Origin of the sequence: Halomonas sp. 18071143 (genome assembly GCF_019211725.1) — a bacterium.
Classification (GTDB): domain Bacteria; phylum Pseudomonadota; class Gammaproteobacteria; order Pseudomonadales; family Halomonadaceae; genus Vreelandella; species Vreelandella stevensii.
The window spans coordinates 83,053-99,798 of record NZ_CP078120.1 but is presented as its reverse complement, the minus strand read 5'-3'; the positions used below and the strand labels follow the sequence as shown (position 1 = coordinate 99,798).

Sequence of the window (16,746 nt, the reverse complement as noted above, 5' to 3'; positions counted from 1 at the left end):
GGTGATGATTCACCCTCATCGGCAAGCGCCCACATGAATTACCTGATCAAATTGTTAAAGAGCAACTTTCTTGAGTTCGCTGCGACGGGCTCGGTGACCTGAACCGTGTTGCCTCAGCGAGGAAGGCGTATTCTACGCATTCCGTGGTGTTTGTCAAGGGCTGTTTTCTGCGTGTGAAGCGAGCGATCAATCCAACCAACAGATGATGCTAACTTCCTGACAAACCGAAGGTTTTTCAACCTTCTTCACCGCTGGTAACGCTTGGCGTCCCCGGCAGCGGATGCGTACTTTACGGATTCGCTGCCGGGTTGGCAAGGAGTATTTACCAAATAGTCAAAAAAAGTCGCCCACGCGATCACACAACCCGTGGAAAGCACTTCGGCGCTTACTGTTTGGCGGTTACACTTGGCACTCCGCAACATTCGCCACATCTATTGCACCTACGGATATGAGGTCTTCGATGAGCCAGCACTTGTTAACCGTCGATTCATTAAATCGCGAAAGCGTTGATCACCTGTTACGGGTGGCCGCACGCATGGAGCCGATTGCCAGTCGCCGTCAGGTCACGCGAGTGCTGGAAGGTGCGGTACTGGGCAACCTGTTCTTCGAAGCCAGTACGCGGACGCGGGTGAGTTTCAATGCGGCTTTCTGCCGTCTGGGAGGCAGTGTCTGTGACACCACGGGCTTTACCTTCTCGTCCATGGCCAAGGGCGAATCCTTGTACGACACCAGCAGGGTAATGAGCGGCTACTGTGATGCCATCGTCATGCGCCACCCGGATCAAGGGTCGGTTGCCGAGTTTGCCGCCGCAACGCATGTGCCGGTCATCAACGGTGGTGATGGTCCAGGCGAGCACCCAAGCCAGGCGCTGCTGGACCTTTATACCATCGACAAGGAGTTCCAGCGGTTGGGCAAGCGCCTGAGTGGTGCCCACATTCTACTGACCGGGGATTTGAAATACGGGCGCACGGTGCATTCGCTGATCAAGCTGCTATCGCTTTATGATCCGCTGCGGATAACGCTGGTCTCCCCACCCGGCCTGGAAATGCCGTCTTATCTGGTGGATCTGGTGGCATCGCGGGGCCATCGGATCGAGCAGCGCGACTCCCTGACCAGCGACTTCTCGGATCTGGACGTCGTCTATACGACACGCATCCAGAAGGAGCGCTTCACGGACGAAATGAACGAGAGCTTCCAGGGGCTTTCCGATGACTTCATGGTCAATCGCGATTTTCTGGATCACCGCTGCAGCCAAAGCACGATCGTGATGCACCCGCTACCGCGCGATAGCCGTCCAGGCGCCAATGATTTGAACGTCGATTTGAATGGCGATCCGCGCCTGGCGATCTTCCGCCAGACAGATAACGGCATCCCCATGCGGATGGCCATTTTTGCCACGCTATTGAAAGTGGACGAGCTGATCGAGCAGGACATGCGGCCAGTGCGCTGGTTCGTACCGCCGCAAATTGGCACGCTGGACCGCTGAGGAGCAGACGGCTGAGCAGCTAAACGCTTAGTGCGCGGTTCGCCCACCGGGGAGGCCTTCTCGGTGGGCGAACCAGCCTTCCAGAATCAGTACGGCAGCGATGCCGTCCACGCTCTGCTGACGATAGTTGCCGCGATGTCCCGATGCGTGGGCGATCTGCTTGGCTTCACGGGTAGAGCCACGCTCATCGACCATTTCGCACGGCTTGCCATAACGCCCATGCAGGCGGTTGCCAAACTTGCGCGCACGGGTACTCATGGGCGATTCGCTGCCATCCATGTTCAACGGTAGCCCGACCACAAACAGGTCGGGCTGCCACTCCTGAACCAGACGAGACACCACGTTCCAGTCAGGAATGCCATCCCGTGCAGGGAGAGGCGTCAGCTCGCGGGCGCTGTTGAGCAGCTCATTGCCTACCGCCACACCGATGCGCCGCGTTCCATAATCGAATGCCAGGATCAGGCGTTCCCCACTGTCGGCCATCGCGTTACTGCCCCTTCGTCATGCGTGACCGGCGTCACGGGTCATCAGGTTGAGATCGACGCCCAGCAGGCCAGCGGCAGCGGCCAAGCGCTCGGCGGGAGGGGTGTCGAACAGCACGCTTGGCTGGCCTTCCACCGTCAACCAGGCGTTGTCCTTGAGCTCATCCTCCAGCTGCCCTACTTCCCAGCCCGCGCACCCCAGGCACACGAGGAAGTGCTCTGGCCCCGTGCCATCCGCCAGCGCCTGAAGAATATCCATGGACGTGGTGAGGGCAATGCCATCTTCTACCTGGACGCTGGAATCCCACGCCTGGCTATCCCCTTCGTGAAGGATAAAGCCACGGTCTTTATGGGTGGGGCCACCGTAATAGACAGGCGCATTGCGGTGCGGGCTCTCATCGCCCCCCAGGGAGAGCTGTTCAAACAGCGCATCCAGGGTGATCTCCAGGGGGCGGTTGGTAATCACCCCCATGCAACCATTGTGGTCATGGTCACACAAGTACACCAGGCTGCCCGCAAAGTTGGGGTCGTCCAGATGCGGCATGGCCATTAAAAAATGGTGTTTTAAGCTTTGCATGCGTCTCCTATGGCTTGCCGCTGAATCAGCAAGTCGGGCGTTATTGGGCGGAAGCAAGGCGACGCTCGATGGCGTCCAGCAGCATGCCGGCGATGTCGGTGCCACGCTGATCGTCGATTTCCCGCACGCAGGTGGGGCTGGTCACGTTGATCTCGGTGATGTAGTCACCGATGACATCCAGACCCACGAACATCAGCCCTTTCTCACGGATCAGCGGCTGTACCTGCTGGATCAGCCAGTGATCACGCTCGGTCAGCTCGCGACTCACGCCACGCCCACCGGCGGCCAGGTTGCCGCGGGTCTCTCCCGCCGAGGGGATGCGCGCCAGCCCGAAGGGCACAGGCTCGCCATCGACCAGCAGAATACGAGTATCGCCGTGTTTGATTTCCGGCAGGTAGCGCTGTGCCATGATCTGACGCTGGCCGCGCAGCGTCAGCTGCTCGATGACGGCGCCAATGTTGCGGCCATCAGGGCCGATATGAAAAATGCCCGTGCCCCCCATACCGTCGAGTGGCTTGAAGATCACGTCGCCATGCTCGGCGTGGAAGGCACGCAGCACATCATCACGGCTAGCCACGACCGTTGGCGCGCAGCACTGAGGAAACTGCTGGGCAAAGAGCTTCTCGTTACACTGCAGCAAGGCGGCGGTGGGGTTCACCACCAGCACTCCCTCGCGCTCGGCAAAGCCCAGCAGGTGCACCGCATTAATGAACTCGGCATCTACCGGCGGGTCCTTGCGCATCAGCACGACGTCCAGTTCTGCCAGTGGCCGCTGAGCTGCTTCGCCAAGGTCGTACCAATGTGCAGGATCACGATGCACGGTCAATGGACGCATGCGTGCGTAGGCCTGCCCTGCGTTCAAGAACAGATCGTCCTGCTCCATGTAGTGCAAGGTATAGCCGCGCTCCTGGGCAGCCCACAGCATCGCCAGGGTGGTGTCTTTCTTGTAGGCGATGTCACTGATCGGGTCCATCACGACACCGAGATGCAACGTTGAGTGGCTCATCGAAATACCGTCCATGCAGAAACAATCATTATTCAGTATGCCGTACTGCAGGCACGGCTCCAACCGCGGCTATTTGTCTGCGGTTTCGGAGAGCGCGCCGGGCACCAGGCGAATGGCATCAGGGGTCAGGGTGATCAGCTGTTGCTTGTAAAGCCGCCCAATCGCTTGTTTGTAGGCGCTCTTGCTCACCCCCAGGCGCGCCTTGATGGCGTGGGCATCGCTTTTATCGCCCAGCGGCAAGTAGCCGCCGCTTTCACGTAGCGCTTGCAGTATCTTGTCACCTACCACATCGAGGCGTGCCGCCCCCGGCGGCAGCAGCGAGATATCGACTCGGCCATCCTCGCGACGCTGTTTTACATAGCCTTTCAGCGTCTGCCCTCGGCGCAGCGGCTGGGTCATGTCGTCCTGATAGATCAATCCCCAATAACGGTGCTCGACCACCACTTTCATGCCCAGGTCCGTGCGATCGGCCACCACTACCGTGACCTCATCCCCCTGCGACAGCACCCAGGCGTCGTCGCTCAGAAAGCGGTCCAAGCGCATGGATGCCACGGGACGCCCCTGGTCATCGCTATACAGCATGACCAGAACGCGCTTGCCGGGATCCGGGCGAAACCGCTGTTCGCTATAGGGCAGCAGCACGTCCTTGGGCTGGCCCCAACGCAGAAAGGCGCCCGTACTGTTCACTGCCGTCACGGTCAAGTAAGCGACTTCTCCCAGCTGGGCAGTCGCATCGCTGGCAGAACGGGGGGAGGCATGGGACTCACGGGCCATGGAGGTGTCCTTGCGAAGGGTTGAGAATCGGTAGCGTACCTTGCTAACGCTAGCCAAAGCGAGGCCGTATTCGGCCTGACAGCCTGCTATACAAAAGCCGCTGCCACATAGAATGCGGCAGCGGCTGACAGTAAGCGCTTACAAATCGCCGAAATGATGCTGCAGGAGGGTCAGCGCGACGACCGGTGCGGTTTCCGTACGCAGTACACGGGGCCCTAATGTCAGCGGCGTAAAGCCGCTGGCGGTGGCCGCAGCGATATCGGTCTCGCTGAGCCCTCCTTCGGGGCCAATCAGCAACGCTGCCGAAGCGGGCCGAGACGACTGTGCAAAGCCATTGCCCGTGGCCAGATGAAGCATCAGGCGCAGCGGCTCTTGCCGTTCGGCCAGCCACTCCTCCAGCCCCTGCGGCGGGTATACGGGAGGCACCACTGCACGCCCACTTTGCTCGCAGGCGCTGGCAGCCACCGCCTGCCAATGGGCCAGCTTCTTCTCTTCTCGGTCGCCTTTCAGGCGAACATCCCCCCGCTCGGTATAGAGTGGGGTGATGGCAGCGACGCCCAGCTCCACGGCTTTCTGAATGGCATAGTCCATGCGGTCTCCCTTGGAAATCGCCTGGCCCAGATGCACCGCTAGCGGAGACTCCGCGCTGCCTGGCCATACCGACTCGACGGTTGCGGTGGTCTGTTTTCGCCCCACCTCCGCCAGCCGAACGCCTGCCTCCTGGCCTGCCCCGTCGAACAGGATCAGTGCCGCGCCCTCCCCCATGCGCAGCACGCGGGTAACGTGCTTGGCAGGGCCTTCCGGCAGCGTGACGGTCGCCCCGACACGTAGCTCGGTGGGCACATGAAGGCGCGGCATCTTGCCGTGCGTGGCGAGCCAGTGTGCTGCCGAATGCGCTTCGAGCATAGCTTAGTGGGTGTTCTCGGCAGCCTGGCTTGCCTGCTGCGCTTCACGCTGCTTGCGCTGGGCGTACATGGCTTCGAAGTTGACCGGCGCCAGCATCAGCGCAGGGAAGCCGCCACGGTTGACCAGGTTGTCGATACACTCACGGGCGTAAGGAAACAGCAGGTTAGGACAGAAGGCGCCTAACGTCTGCTCCAGCTGCGCACCTTCGATGCCGGAAATACGGAACAGGCCAGCCTGCTCGACTTCGGCCAGGAACGACGTGGTGCCGGACTCGCTGTCATTCACCTGGGCGGTGACCTTGACCACGACTTCGTACTGGTCGTCAGCCACTTTCTGGCTGGTAGTGTTCAGGTCCAGATTGACCTTGGGCTTGAACGCCTGCTTGAACACGGAAGGAGAGTTCGGCGCTTCGAAGGAAATGTCTTTCACGTAAATACGCTGCAAAGAGAATTTCAGCTGCGGCTTTTCGCCTTCAGCGGCACCGGCCTGCGGGGTGTTGTTATCTTCCGCCATGGGAGACTCCTCGTTATTCATTCAATAAAAAAGCGTGCGGCCCAGAGGCCGCTTTCGTCGTTTACTTCTTCACTACGGGAAGGCCATCGGCCTGCCACTGCATCATGCCACCACGCAACTTCGTGGCCCGCTCGAAGCCCGCCTTGACCAGCTTGGCTTGTGCGGCACCCGAGCTTTGGCCATGCTTGCACACCACGATGATCGGCTGGCTTTTGACTTTCTCCAGCTCGTTCATGCGGCTATCGAGGCTGCTCTGGGGAATGTTGCGTGCACCGGCGATATGCCCCGCCTTGAAGTCTTTGCTTTCACGAATGTCCACCACCACCGCATCTTCGCGGTTGATGAGCTGGGTGGCCTGGCTAGAGGACACGGCATTCGAGGCAGCGCTACGCGTTTCGTAGACAATCCACGCCGTGAGCACCAGCAAAAATGCCCCCACCAACAGGGGGTGGTTCATTACGAATTCGAACAGCTGATCGATCATCGCGAACACAATCTCTTGGTCTATGCAGAAAAAAGCGGCCTGGCCGCCATCAGAAACGCGACAAGTATACACGTCACAGGGCATACCGCGCAGGCCATGACGCCCAGCGGCTGCCTGCGTTATGATGCCCCAAGCACGCGCCCGCCGCGACCCTGTTTCTCAGGTACTGTCTGAAAACTGGCTGAATGGCCATTGCCAGCGTTTCAAACAGCTCTTTTCGTTGCTTGGCTGACCCATATAACGAGGTTTCTCATGGCATCATCTGCACCCCGCCCCGTCGCCCTGATCATCCTGGACGGCTATGGCCACAACCCCGATAGCGCACATAACGCCGTGGCTGCCGCCCATACCCCGAACATGGATGCTCTGTGGGCCAAACGCCCCCACGCCTTCGTACACACCGATGGCCGCCATGTGGGGCTGCCCGATGGGCAGATGGGCAACTCGGAAGTGGGCCACATGAACCTGGGGGCTGGGCGCATCGTGTACCAGGACTTCACGCGCATCACCAAAGCCATTGAAGATGGCGACCTGGATACCAACGAGGTGCTCACCAAGCCCATCGACGCAGCAGTCGCCAATGGCCGTGCCGTGCATCTGCTGGGCCTGCTCTCTCCAGGCGGTGTCCACAGCCACGAAGACCACTTTATCGCCATGGCCGAGCTGGCGGCACGGCGCGGCGCTCAGCGAATCTACGTGCATGCCTTCCTGGATGGCCGCGACATGCCCCCGCAAAGCGCGCTGGCCTCCATCGAGCGCGCCAATGCCCGGCTTGCCGAACTGGTCGGTGCCGACAACGGCTTCGTGGCCTCCATCATTGGCCGCTTCTTCGCCATGGACAGAGACAACCGCTGGGAGCGGGTCGAGCAGGCCTACCGCCTGCTCACCGAGGGTCATGCCGAGCATACCGCCACCAGCGCTGAAAGCGGCCTGCGGGATGCCTACGCGCGTGGTGAAACCGACGAGTTCGTGGCGGCCACCAGCGTTCCCGTCAACGGTAGCGCCATGACGTTACAAGATGGCGACGCGGCGATCTTTCTGAACTTCCGCTCTGACCGGGCCCGCGAACTGACCCGCGCCTTCACCGATGCAGATTTTACCGGTTTCCAGCGCCAGACCCGGCCTGCCCTGGCGGGTGACGGCCTGGTAATGATGACCCAGTACGCCGCCGACATTGCCGCTCCGGCGGCGTTCCCCCCCACCGACCTCACCGATACGCTGGGCGAAGTAGTGTCCAAGCGCGGCCTTACCCAGCTGCGCATCGCCGAAACCGAGAAGTACCCTCATGTGACGTTCTTTTTCTCGGGGGGTAACGAAGCCGAGTATGACGGCGAAGAACGTATCCTGGTGCCGTCGCCTCGGGATGTGAAAACCTACGACGAAAAGCCGGAAATGAGCGCGTTCGACATCACCGACAAGCTGGTGGACGCCATCGACAGCGGCCGCTTCGACCTGATGGTGTGCAACTACGCCAACGGCGACATGGTCGGTCACACGGGGGATTTTGCCGCCGCCGTCAAGGCCATTGAAACCGTCGACACCTGCGTTGGGAGGGTCGTGGAGGCCATCGAGCGGGCCGGTGGCGCCTGCCTGATCACCGCCGACCACGGCAATGCCGAACAGATGGTGCACCCGGTGACCGGCGAGCCACAAACCGCTCACACCACCTTTGTGGTACCGCTGATCTACGTCGGTGAGCGCGAGGCTCAGCTGTCGGACGGCCGTCTGTGCGATTTGGCACCCACGCTGCTGGCGATGATGCATCAGCCACAGCCAGACGCGATGACGGGCCAGTCACTGCTGCGCTTCGCCTAATGCCATCGTGGCAACGGCTGCCCTTGCTGGCGCTGCTGATGCTGGGCACGCCCGCTGCCGTCGCGCAGGATGAGCGTGCCGCCCAGCAGCAGCTGGATGCGCTAGGCCAGCAAATCGATGCCATGACCCAGCAGTTGGGCGTGACGGACCAGGCCCGTGACAGCGCCCAGCAGGCCCTGCGTGCCGTCGAGACGGAGCTGGCCCAAACGCACCAGCGTCTGGACCAGCTGCAGGGGGAACGCCGCCAACTGAACGAAGAGAGCGAGCAATTGCGCCAGCACCGTGAGCGGCTCGAGCAGGAAAGAGCGGCGCAATACGCAGCGCTGGGCCAGCAACTGGCGGCCCTCTACCGGCTGGGCCCCACCCCGCAGCTCAAGCTGCTGTTGAACCAAAGCAACCCCGCAGAGCTGGACCGCATGCAGGCCTACCTGAACCGCTTGACGCAGGCACGGCAACGTCGCCTGGGCGACATTGCCCGCCTGGATACCGCGCTGGTGGATACCGAGCAGGCGCTGGCCGAGCGCCAGACCCGGCTGGATACCCTGGCGGACGAACTGGAAGCGCAGAGTGCGCTGCTGGCCCGCCGTACCGAGGAACGGCGCAGCGTCGTGACCACGCTGGATGATCGTTACGAGAGCGAAGCCGACCGTCTGGCCGACCTCAGCCAGAGCCGCGAGCAGGCCGAACAGCAGCTACGCGCCATCCAGGCCGAGCTTGCCCGACTGGCCGAGCCGACGCCCTCCACCAACATCACCCGCACCCAGGGCGACCTGCCCTGGCCAGTACAGGGCGCCATCACGGCCAGCTACCAGCGCCGTCAGGGCGTGCATTACAACGGTATCGTGATTCAAGCGGGCGCCGGCACGGCGGTCACGGCCGTCCACTCTGGGCGCGTGGTCTTTGCGGACTGGATGCGGGGGTTTGGCAACCTGATGATCATCGATCATGGTGATCAGATCATGACCCTGTATGCCCACCTTCAGCAGTTCGATGCCCGCCCGGGCCAGCAAGTAAACCGGGGCGACCGCATCGGCCGAGTGGGCAACAGCGGAGGGCAGCCTTCATCCGCGCTCTATTTCGAAGTGCGGCGAGGTGGCGCCCCCATTAACCCGCAACGTTGGATTGCACGACGTTGACGGGATAAGCTGATAGCAGCGGCACCCTTGAAGGTGTCGCGCCGACCGTCTAACCCATGCGGCGCCCAGCGGCGCTGCCTTTCGCCTAGCGGAGTACGCATGACGCTATCTGTAACCGAGGTATCGGCCCCTGCCAAGCGTTTCTTGGCGACCCTGCTTCCGCTCGCGCTGCTGGCAGCACCCTTACCCCTAGCGGCTCAAACGGCCAATAGCGTCGCCGACGACCTTCCGCTGGAAGAGATCCAGACCTTCGCCGAGGTGTTCGAACGCATCAAACGGGCCTATGTCGAGGAAGTGGATGATCGTACGCTGCTGCGCAATGCCATGCGTGGCATGCTCAGCGAGCTGGACCCTCACTCGGCCTATCTGGATGCCAACGAGTACCAGAGCCTTCGCGAGTCCACCCAGGGCGAGTTCGGCGGCATCGGCATCGAAGTCGGCACCGAGAATGGTCAACTCATGGTGATCACTCCCATCGACGATACACCGGCCTCCCGCGCGGGCCTGCTGTCGCGGGACATCATCATCGCCATCGATGGCACACCCACCGATAACCTCTCCTTGCAGGAAGCCGTCAACCTGATGCGGGGCGAGCCGGGCAGCCAGCTGCGGCTGTCCATTCTGCGCGCGGGCGAAGATAGCCCACGAGACCTTACGCTGACCCGGGAAATCATCCGTAGCGAAAGTGTGCGCCATGAAACCCTGGAGCCTGGCTACGGCTATTTACGTATCAGCCAGTTCCAATCACGCACGCCGGAACAGGCACGCCGCGCCCTCGAGCGCATGGCACGCGAACAGCCGCTCGAAGGCCTGATTCTGGATTTACGTAACAACCCTGGCGGAGTACTGCAGGCGGCGGTGGGCGTGGCCGACCTCTTTCTGGATATCGGGCTGATCGTGTATACCGAAGGCCGCCTGTCGGATACCGAGATGTCCTTTTCGGCATCGCCCGATACGCCTGCGCGTGATGTACCGCTCGTGGTGCTGATCAACAGCGGCAGCGCCTCCGCCGCAGAGATCGTGGCAGGCGCGCTTCAGGACCAGCGTCGCGGGGTCATCATGGGCACCGAAAGCTTTGGCAAAGGGTCGGTGCAGCAGATCATGCCGCTAGGCAACGGCGAAGGTCTGAAGCTGACCACGGCGTTGTACTACACGCCCAATGGCCGCTCCATCCAGGCGCAGGGCATCGAGCCGGACGTGGAAGTGGTGCGTGGCCGCCTGGAAGTGGCCGAAAGCCGCCGTGAACTGCGCGAAGCCGACCTGGAAGGGCATCTGGGCAGTCAGAACCAGCCTCGCGAGCGCGCAGCCATGTCGCAGCGGCTGCGCGACGACTATCAGCTCAGCGAAGCGCTCAACCTGTTGAAAGCGCTCAATGTCGTCGACCGGCGTCGCTAACGGCACGTGCTCGGCAGGCGACCTCTTTCACCGGTGGCCTGCCGCATGATGAGCCGCTTGAGTGGCACCCACTGGTTCATGCCACTCATGCCGACATTACGCAGCAGGGTCAGGCCCGGCTGCTGACTGCCAAACAGCCCCTTGAAGCCCTTCATCAGGGCCAGCATGGCCGTATTGTCGAGGCGACGGCGGCGTTCGTAGCGCGACAGGATGGCCAGGCTGCCCCAGGGCGAGCCACGCCGCCAGGCAGCAACCACTTCTTCCGCCAACACCGCCGCATCCATCAGCCCAAGGTTCACCCCTTGCCCCGCCAAGGGGTGAATGCTGTGCGCCGCATCCCCCACCAGGGCAAAGTGCTCCTGCACATAGCTGCGGGCGTGGCGTTGTACCAGCGCAAAGCGATAGGCTCGATCGAGCACCGTGACAGCCCCCAAACGGTGATCGAAGGCACGCCCCAAGTCCTCTCCCAGCGCTTGCGGTGCCAGCGACTCAAGCCGGGCCGCCTGCTCGGGTGGCACGGACCACACAATCGAGCACAGCCGATCATCGCCGTCCACGGTCAACGGCAGGTAAGCCAGCGGGCTGCCGCTTACGAAGGCCTGACGGGCCGTCGCTCCATGGGCGTACTCACAGCGCACGGTGGTGACCACCGCTTCCTGGCCCATGGACTCCTCTGCCACCTCGATGCCCGCCAGTTCGCGCAGCACAGAGCGCGCACCATCGGCCGCCACCAGCAGCGGGGTTTCCAGCTGGCGGCCATCCTCCAACACCAGCCAGCGCCCTTTGGAACTGGTCTGTAGCGCGGAGACGCGCACGCCATTCAGCCGGGTCAACGTCGGCAGGTTGGCCAGCTGTGCATTGAGTGCGGCCAGGGTCACGTCGTTCTCGACGATATGCCCCAGCACGGCGGTGCCCGCCTCGTCCGCCGAAAAGTGGATGTTGCCACTGCCCTCGGCATCCCATACCTGCATGTAACGGTAAGGTGTGATACGCGTCGCCGCCATGGCAGGCCAGGCACCCAGATGGTTCAACAGCCGCTGTGACACCGGCGTCAGGGCGCTGACACGGGGCGCCGGTAGCGCCTGGGCCACCTCTTCCAACTGCAGAGGCTTCTCACGGGCCTCGACCAGCGCGACCTGCATACCGGCCTTGGCCAGCAACCCTGCCACGCTGGCCCCGACCATGCCGGCCCCCACCACCACCGCATCGAAACGCGTGACCGTGGCTCCCTGTTCTGCTTGAATCGTCATAGCCAATCCTTATGGTGTCAGCGCCAATGGTGCGCGCTATTGTTCCAGCGCTATCGTTCTAGCCCCATGGCTCGGCGTGCCAACCCCCGGCGCAGCGGTCCCACCAGGTTCAGGCCGATCAATCCGGCACCACGGGCATGGGGCAGCAGTGGCAGCGAAGCACCGAACAGCCGCACCAGGCCATCGCTGAAACGGATGACGTTGGCACGGTCATCGGCACGGCGGCGCTCGAAAGCCGCCAGGGTTGCCAGACTGCCCAAGGGCTGCTGGTGTTGGGCAGCCTGGGCCAGCGCCTCGACCAGATCCATCACGGAGCGCAGCGCAAGATTGAAGCCCTGCCCGGCCACGGGGTGCAGCGCGTGCGCAGCATTGCCAAGCACCGCTAGCCCCGGCCTTACCGGTTCTTCAGCTGTCACCAGCGAAAGCGGATAGCAATAACGCTGCCCCAGCCGATTGAATCGGCCTACCCGGTCGCCGAACGCTTGCTGCAGCTGGCTCAAAAAAGCCTGCTCAGACAGCGCCATGCGCGCCTGCTCACCCCCGCTGGGGTGTGTCCAGACCAGCTCCATGGCCTGACCGGGCAAGGGCAACAGCGCAATGGGGCCTTCTGCGGTGAAGCGCTCGTAGGCGACCCCGTGGTGGGGCTGACTGACCCCCACATGGGCAATCACGGCGCTTTGTTCATAAGAGTGACAACGGCTCTGAATACCCAGCTGCTCTTTCAAGCCCGAGCGGCCTCCGTCGGCCAGTAACGTCAGCGTGGCGGTCAGCTCACTGCCATTCGACAGGCGAAGATGATGCTGCCCCCCAGCCTGCGGGGTCAGCGTCGTGACCGAGGCAGGGCAGTGCCATTCGATGGGGAGTTGCTGCAATCGACGGTGCAGCACCTGCCCCATCCAGGCGTTGGGAATCACATGCCCCAGCGCCTCGACGCCTAGCTCTTCCGCGCTCAGGCGTGTCGCCCCCAAACGTCCGCGCTCGCTGATATGAATGCGCTGGATGGGCGAGGCCTCAGCCTGCATCTCCTGCCACACGCCCAGTTGGCGAAAGCGCTGGGCGGAACCCTCGGCAATGGCGCTGGCACGCGCATCGAAGCTGGGCTGCCAGGTGGCCTGGTCACTCGTGTCGGGCAGTGCCTTGGCCTCGATCATGGCCACGCGCCAACCAAAACGCTCTATCAGAGGTGCGAGGGCGCACCCCAGGCTGGCGCCTACCAAGCCACCACCCACGATCACGATATCGTGAGTGGCAGGCCGCTCACTGGAAGCTTCTGTTACCGCTGCGGACACCTGCATTCACCTCTCCTGGCTTGGTTGTTCAGCCCATGCGAATCATCGTAACCCATAACGTAATTTACATAACGACTTCTTCAGCTTTGTCGACTGGTCACTATTTAGCCATCAATTGCTCGATGGCCTCGACCTGCTTGGGAACTCCATCGGTGATCACCTCTCCCCCAAGCGCAGTAACCACAACGTTGTCTTCGATACGAATACCGATCCCACGGTAAGCCGTAGGAATATCGTCATCACAAGGGATATACAGGCCCGGCTCAATGGTTAGTACCATGCCCGGCGCCAGCGGCCTGGGCGTGTTTTCATCGAGTCGATAGGTCCCCACATCGTGGACGTCCAGACCCAGCCAGTGCGACGTGGAGTGCAGATAAAAGCGTCGATAACTTTCGTCATCGATACGTGCCTGCACCTCGCCTTCCAAAAGCCCCAGGTCGATGAGGCCCTTGGTCAAATCGTGCACGACCCCTTGATGAATATCGGCCAGGGTAGCGCCCGGAGCGACGGCGTTCACAGCACGCTCCTGAGCCTCCAGCACCACCTGGTAGAGCGCTCGCTGGGCATCGCTGAAGTGACCGGAGACCGGGAAAGTGCGGGTGATGTCGCCAGCGTAGAGATCGAACTCGGCGCCCGCATCGATCAGCACCAGCGCCCCTGCCTCCAGCAAATCGCTGTTTTCAATATAGTGCAGCACACAGGCGTTGGCGCCGCCGCCCACGATGGTGCTATAAGCGGGACCACTGGCCCCTTGCCACATGAACGCATGCTCCAGCTCGGCCTGAAGCTGATACTCATGCAGCCCTGCCCGGCAGGTGCGCATGGCACGCACATGGGCCTGAGCAGAAATGGCCGCCGCATGGCGCAGCAGGGCGATTTCCCCCGGACTCTTGATCAGCCGCATCTCATGGATGAGTGGGCGGCAATCCAGCCAGCCTTTCAAGGCGGGCTTACCACGGCGCACGCTCGCCTGGGCCTGGGCTAGCGCCTCTTCCAGCAGGCTGATCGCTTCGGGATTGTCCAGCGGCGCGTAGAGCAGTTCGCGGCCATCGAGCAGCCTTGCCAGTTGCACATCGCGCTGGGCGTTCTCGAAGGCCTGGTCGACCCCCAGCTGCTGCTCCACCCCGCCTGCACCCAACCGACGGCCCGTCCAGGCCTCCAGCGTGGGGTCCCGGTCCTGGCAGAACACCACACTGCTGCCTTCGACACGCCCAGGCAGCAGCACCAGCAGGCCGTCGGGCTCTTGCAGGCCCGTGAGGTAGTAAAAGTCGCTCTGCTGACGGAAGCGATATTCGCTATCGTGGGAGCGTGTCACTAACGATGCTCCCGGTATCAGCATGGCCGCGTTCGGCGGCAGCTGGGCCATCAGCGCCTCACGCCGCTGGCGGTACTCGTCAGGCCCAATGGGCGCGGGACGCGGCAATCGCTCAGGCAACATAGTGGCTCCTTGCGTATTCTGAAGAACAGTCAGATATCAGTGGACGGGGGCGTCGACCTGCTCGACCTGGGGCTGGCCCGGGTGCTGCTCGGTATACAGCAGCATGGCCGCCATGCGCGCGTGCTCGGTCAATGCAAACAGGTCGTTCTCGTTGTCCGGGCTATCATCGATATCGGTTTCGATCTGACTCAGCCCCGCCAGATCTTCGATGGCCTCACGCAGGGTCTGCGACCAGCGCTCTCGCAGCGTGTCATCGGCCACCTCTTCGACGACTTCCATGAAGCCCAGCGTCCACTCCTTGAGCCCTTGGGCCTGTTCGGCAAGCGAAAACAGCTCATCCGGCAGCAGCGGCGCGTAATTCAAGTCGCTGGCACTCAAGGCTTCCAGCGTCTGACGTCGCCAGCCCAACAGTCGCTCTGCACTTGCCTGGTCCCGAGGCTGTTCGACACCGAGGCCCAGGCAAACCTCTTCCAGCCACCCTTCGGCACTCACATCACGCAGCGCCAGCAGGCCACATAGGCGCCCATCCAGAAAAGCGGGAGACTGCATGCTCCCGTGCAATAAAAATACATCCGCCACGTCAGAAAAGTCCTGGCGCTCGTCAATCAATGACATGTTTTGTGCTCGCTTTAGCAAAAGTCAGAGTAAGATTCTGCGCAGAGCGCGGCCGGTACGTGCGTTGACCCCGTACGAGCGGCTCTCTTATAGTGAATATCGTCTATCCATCCTATTTATGTGATGTTAACGCATTGGGGCCCTGACTGGCCCGTGCTGGAGTCAATGATGAGTACCGCCAAGCGGCCAACGAAAGAGATCACCCTATTGGGGCGCAGCTATGTCATTGCCTGCGATAACGGTCAGGAGGTGCAGCTGGAGCGCGCAGCTCGCTACCTGGACAGAGCCATGCACGGTATTCACGCCCAGAGCAGCGTGTTGGGCAACGAGCGCATTGCCATCATGGCCGCCTTGAACATTACCCATGAATTGCTGGAAGCGCTGGACGAGCACCGTGCGGGTGAGGCTAACCTGAGCCGCCTCAATGAGCGCCTCGAACGAGCGTTGGCAGGTACTCGCAAGCCAACGGACGCGTAAAGAGAGCCGTTCGGGGCATGGATGCTTTGGCATTGGCAGCGCCTCTGTTAGGATAGGGATGTTCTCTGGAATGCGCGCCAGTCGTTATAGTCCCTCGAGCCTATACGCAGTACCAGGGGGCCAAATGCTAGCCAGACCCGTGCGCATGTCCGTGCGTCGGAAAGCCTGACGGTCTGGCTGCGGCCACCCACCTGAACCCATAGGTTCAGGGCCAGAACGACAGCGGCATTCTGGGGAACACTTCAACATGGCCTGATAGAGATGACGCATACGACGCCCGATGAAAAGCAGGCCCTGCGCCGTGAACTCAAGCGCAGACGCAAGGCGCTGACCGCCAAACAGCAACAGCAGGCGGCCCACTCACTCTGCCAGCGCCTGAGGCATCAGCCCGAAATCAGACGCGCCAAACGCATCAGTCTCTACCTGCCGGTCAATGGCGAAATCGACCCGACACCCCTGATCGCATGGCTTCGCCAGCGACGCACCACGATTTACCTTCCTGTGCTACGCCCTTTCAGCGCCAATAGCCTATGGTTCGTGCGTTACGACCAGCATACCCCCATGGTCAAGAATCGTTTCGGCATTGCCGAACCCTGCCCAAGGTTTGCTGCCCACCGTGGCCATCGGCTACCCGCCTGGGCACTGGATACGCTGATCGTACCGCTGGTCGGGTTCGACCAGCAGGCCAACCGCATGGGCATGGGGGGAGGGTTTTACGACCGCAGCCTGGCCTTCATGCGCAGACCTGGCCCGGCTCCCGCCTTGATTGGGGTGGCGCACGCTTGCCAACAGGTCGACCAGCTGCCGTTGGAGCCCTGGGATATTCCGCTCACGGCCGTGGTCACCGATCAAGCCACGGTACGCCCCATAAAAAGGGCTGATCCATGATCAGCCCTCTTGTTTGACCTTTTGCAGGCTCGCGACGTCGATACCGCTCTACCCTGCTACCATTGATCAACTTCCCGATATTGCCTGGGCATAGCCAGTCGCCAAAACCCCAAGCAAAAACACCACGGTTAGCGCCATGACCATATCAGGTTTTCTTCGCCGCATGCCAAATCTCCAACGTCTTTCCAAGTGCCGGTAGCCCTGGGTGCGTCACC

General features: G+C 62.0%; 17 protein-coding genes and 1 other RNA gene. 7 read left to right on the top strand and 11 right to left on the bottom strand.

Going from position 1 to position 16,746, the window contains the following annotated elements:
- Positions 1 to 460 precede the first annotated feature (460 nt).
- Positions 461 to 1,486 (top strand): aspartate carbamoyltransferase, encoded by a 1,026-nt coding sequence (locus tag KVY02_RS00470; RefSeq protein WP_218314110.1) that lies wholly within the window; start codon positions 461 to 463, stop codon positions 1,484 to 1,486.
- 27 nt (positions 1,487 to 1,513) lie between these two features.
- Here KVY02_RS00470 and ruvX read toward each other — a convergent pair whose 3' ends face one another.
- The 7 genes from ruvX to KVY02_RS00435 all read right to left on the bottom strand — a co-directional run bounded on the left by ruvX (position 1,514) and on the right by KVY02_RS00435 (position 6,228).
- Positions 1,514 to 1,969: a Holliday junction resolvase RuvX gene (gene ruvX, locus KVY02_RS00465; protein WP_016915645.1), complete on the bottom strand. Its 456-nt coding sequence runs from the start codon at positions 1,967 to 1,969 to the stop codon at positions 1,514 to 1,516.
- An 18-nt stretch (positions 1,970 to 1,987) separates the two neighbouring features.
- A complete protein-coding gene (locus KVY02_RS00460) occupies positions 1,988 to 2,545 on the bottom strand; it encodes a YqgE/AlgH family protein (protein ID WP_039179223.1) in 558 nt (185 codons plus the stop codon).
- A 40-nt stretch (positions 2,546 to 2,585) separates the two neighbouring features.
- Positions 2,586 to 3,551: a glutathione synthase gene (gene gshB, locus KVY02_RS00455; protein ID WP_026001921.1), complete on the bottom strand. Its 966-nt coding sequence runs from the start codon at positions 3,549 to 3,551 to the stop codon at positions 2,586 to 2,588.
- Between the two features lie 69 nt (positions 3,552 to 3,620).
- A complete protein-coding gene (locus tag KVY02_RS00450) occupies positions 3,621 to 4,325 on the bottom strand; it encodes a CvfB family protein (RefSeq protein WP_081138422.1) in 705 nt (234 codons plus the stop codon).
- Positions 4,326 to 4,463: 138 nt separating this feature from the next.
- Entirely contained in the window at positions 4,464 to 5,231 is a 768-nt protein-coding gene (locus KVY02_RS00445; protein WP_218314109.1) for a 16S rRNA (uracil(1498)-N(3))-methyltransferase, read from the bottom strand.
- A gap of 3 nt (positions 5,232 to 5,234) precedes the next feature.
- Positions 5,235 to 5,744, bottom strand: coding sequence for a protein-export chaperone SecB (gene secB / locus KVY02_RS00440; RefSeq protein ID WP_016915640.1), 510 nt, complete (start codon positions 5,742 to 5,744; stop codon positions 5,235 to 5,237).
- A gap of 61 nt (positions 5,745 to 5,805) precedes the next feature.
- Entirely contained in the window at positions 5,806 to 6,228 is a 423-nt protein-coding gene (locus KVY02_RS00435; RefSeq protein WP_016915639.1) for a rhodanese-like domain-containing protein, read from the bottom strand.
- A gap of 252 nt (positions 6,229 to 6,480) precedes the next feature.
- Here KVY02_RS00435 and gpmI point away from each other — a divergent pair, with 252 nt between their 5' ends.
- The 3 genes from gpmI to KVY02_RS00420 all read left to right on the top strand — a co-directional run bounded on the left by gpmI (position 6,481) and on the right by KVY02_RS00420 (position 10,574).
- Positions 6,481 to 8,043, top strand: coding sequence for a 2,3-bisphosphoglycerate-independent phosphoglycerate mutase (gpmI, locus tag KVY02_RS00430; protein WP_218314108.1), 1,563 nt, complete (start codon positions 6,481 to 6,483; stop codon positions 8,041 to 8,043).
- Positions 8,043 to 9,179, top strand: a complete 1,137-nt coding sequence (locus tag KVY02_RS00425) for a murein hydrolase activator EnvC family protein (protein ID WP_100731095.1) — start codon at positions 8,043 to 8,045, stop codon at positions 9,177 to 9,179. Before gpmI ends, KVY02_RS00425 begins: the two co-directional genes overlap by 1 nt.
- 99 nt (positions 9,180 to 9,278) lie before the next feature.
- Positions 9,279 to 10,574, top strand: a complete 1,296-nt coding sequence (locus tag KVY02_RS00420) for a S41 family peptidase (RefSeq protein WP_218314107.1) — start codon at positions 9,279 to 9,281, stop codon at positions 10,572 to 10,574.
- Here the strand turns inward: KVY02_RS00420 and KVY02_RS00415 are convergent.
- The 4 genes from KVY02_RS00415 to KVY02_RS00400 all read right to left on the bottom strand — a co-directional run bounded on the left by KVY02_RS00415 (position 10,571) and on the right by KVY02_RS00400 (position 15,166).
- Positions 10,571 to 11,824 carry a UbiH/UbiF/VisC/COQ6 family ubiquinone biosynthesis hydroxylase gene (locus tag KVY02_RS00415; RefSeq protein ID WP_218314106.1) on the bottom strand — a complete coding sequence of 418 codons (1,254 nt, stop codon included), beginning with the start codon at positions 11,822 to 11,824 and terminating at the stop codon, positions 10,571 to 10,573. The genes KVY02_RS00420 and KVY02_RS00415 overlap by 4 nt on opposite strands.
- Positions 11,825 to 11,874: 50 nt before the next feature.
- Positions 11,875 to 13,119, bottom strand: a complete 1,245-nt coding sequence (gene ubiH, locus KVY02_RS00410) for a 2-octaprenyl-6-methoxyphenyl hydroxylase (protein ID WP_218314105.1) — start codon at positions 13,117 to 13,119, stop codon at positions 11,875 to 11,877.
- Positions 13,120 to 13,213: 94 nt separating this feature from the next.
- Positions 13,214 to 14,551, bottom strand: coding sequence for a Xaa-Pro aminopeptidase (gene pepP / locus KVY02_RS00405; protein ID WP_081193775.1), 1,338 nt, complete (start codon positions 14,549 to 14,551; stop codon positions 13,214 to 13,216).
- A gap of 36 nt (positions 14,552 to 14,587) precedes the next feature.
- Entirely contained in the window at positions 14,588 to 15,166 is a 579-nt protein-coding gene (locus KVY02_RS00400) for a UPF0149 family protein (protein WP_016915631.1), read from the bottom strand.
- 168 nt (positions 15,167 to 15,334) lie between these two features.
- Here KVY02_RS00400 and KVY02_RS00395 point away from each other — a divergent pair, with 168 nt between their 5' ends.
- From KVY02_RS00395 to KVY02_RS00385, 3 genes are all read left to right on the top strand, one after another.
- Positions 15,335 to 15,643, top strand: a complete 309-nt coding sequence (locus KVY02_RS00395; protein ID WP_016915630.1) for a cell division protein ZapA — start codon at positions 15,335 to 15,337, stop codon at positions 15,641 to 15,643.
- Positions 15,644 to 15,702: 59 nt separating this feature from the next.
- Positions 15,703 to 15,884, top strand: a non-coding RNA gene (gene ssrS, locus KVY02_RS00390) — 6S RNA.
- A 20-nt stretch (positions 15,885 to 15,904) separates the two neighbouring features.
- Positions 15,905 to 16,531: a 5-formyltetrahydrofolate cyclo-ligase gene (locus KVY02_RS00385; RefSeq protein WP_081138434.1), complete on the top strand. Its 627-nt coding sequence runs from the start codon at positions 15,905 to 15,907 to the stop codon at positions 16,529 to 16,531.
- Positions 16,532 to 16,746 lie beyond the last annotated feature (215 nt).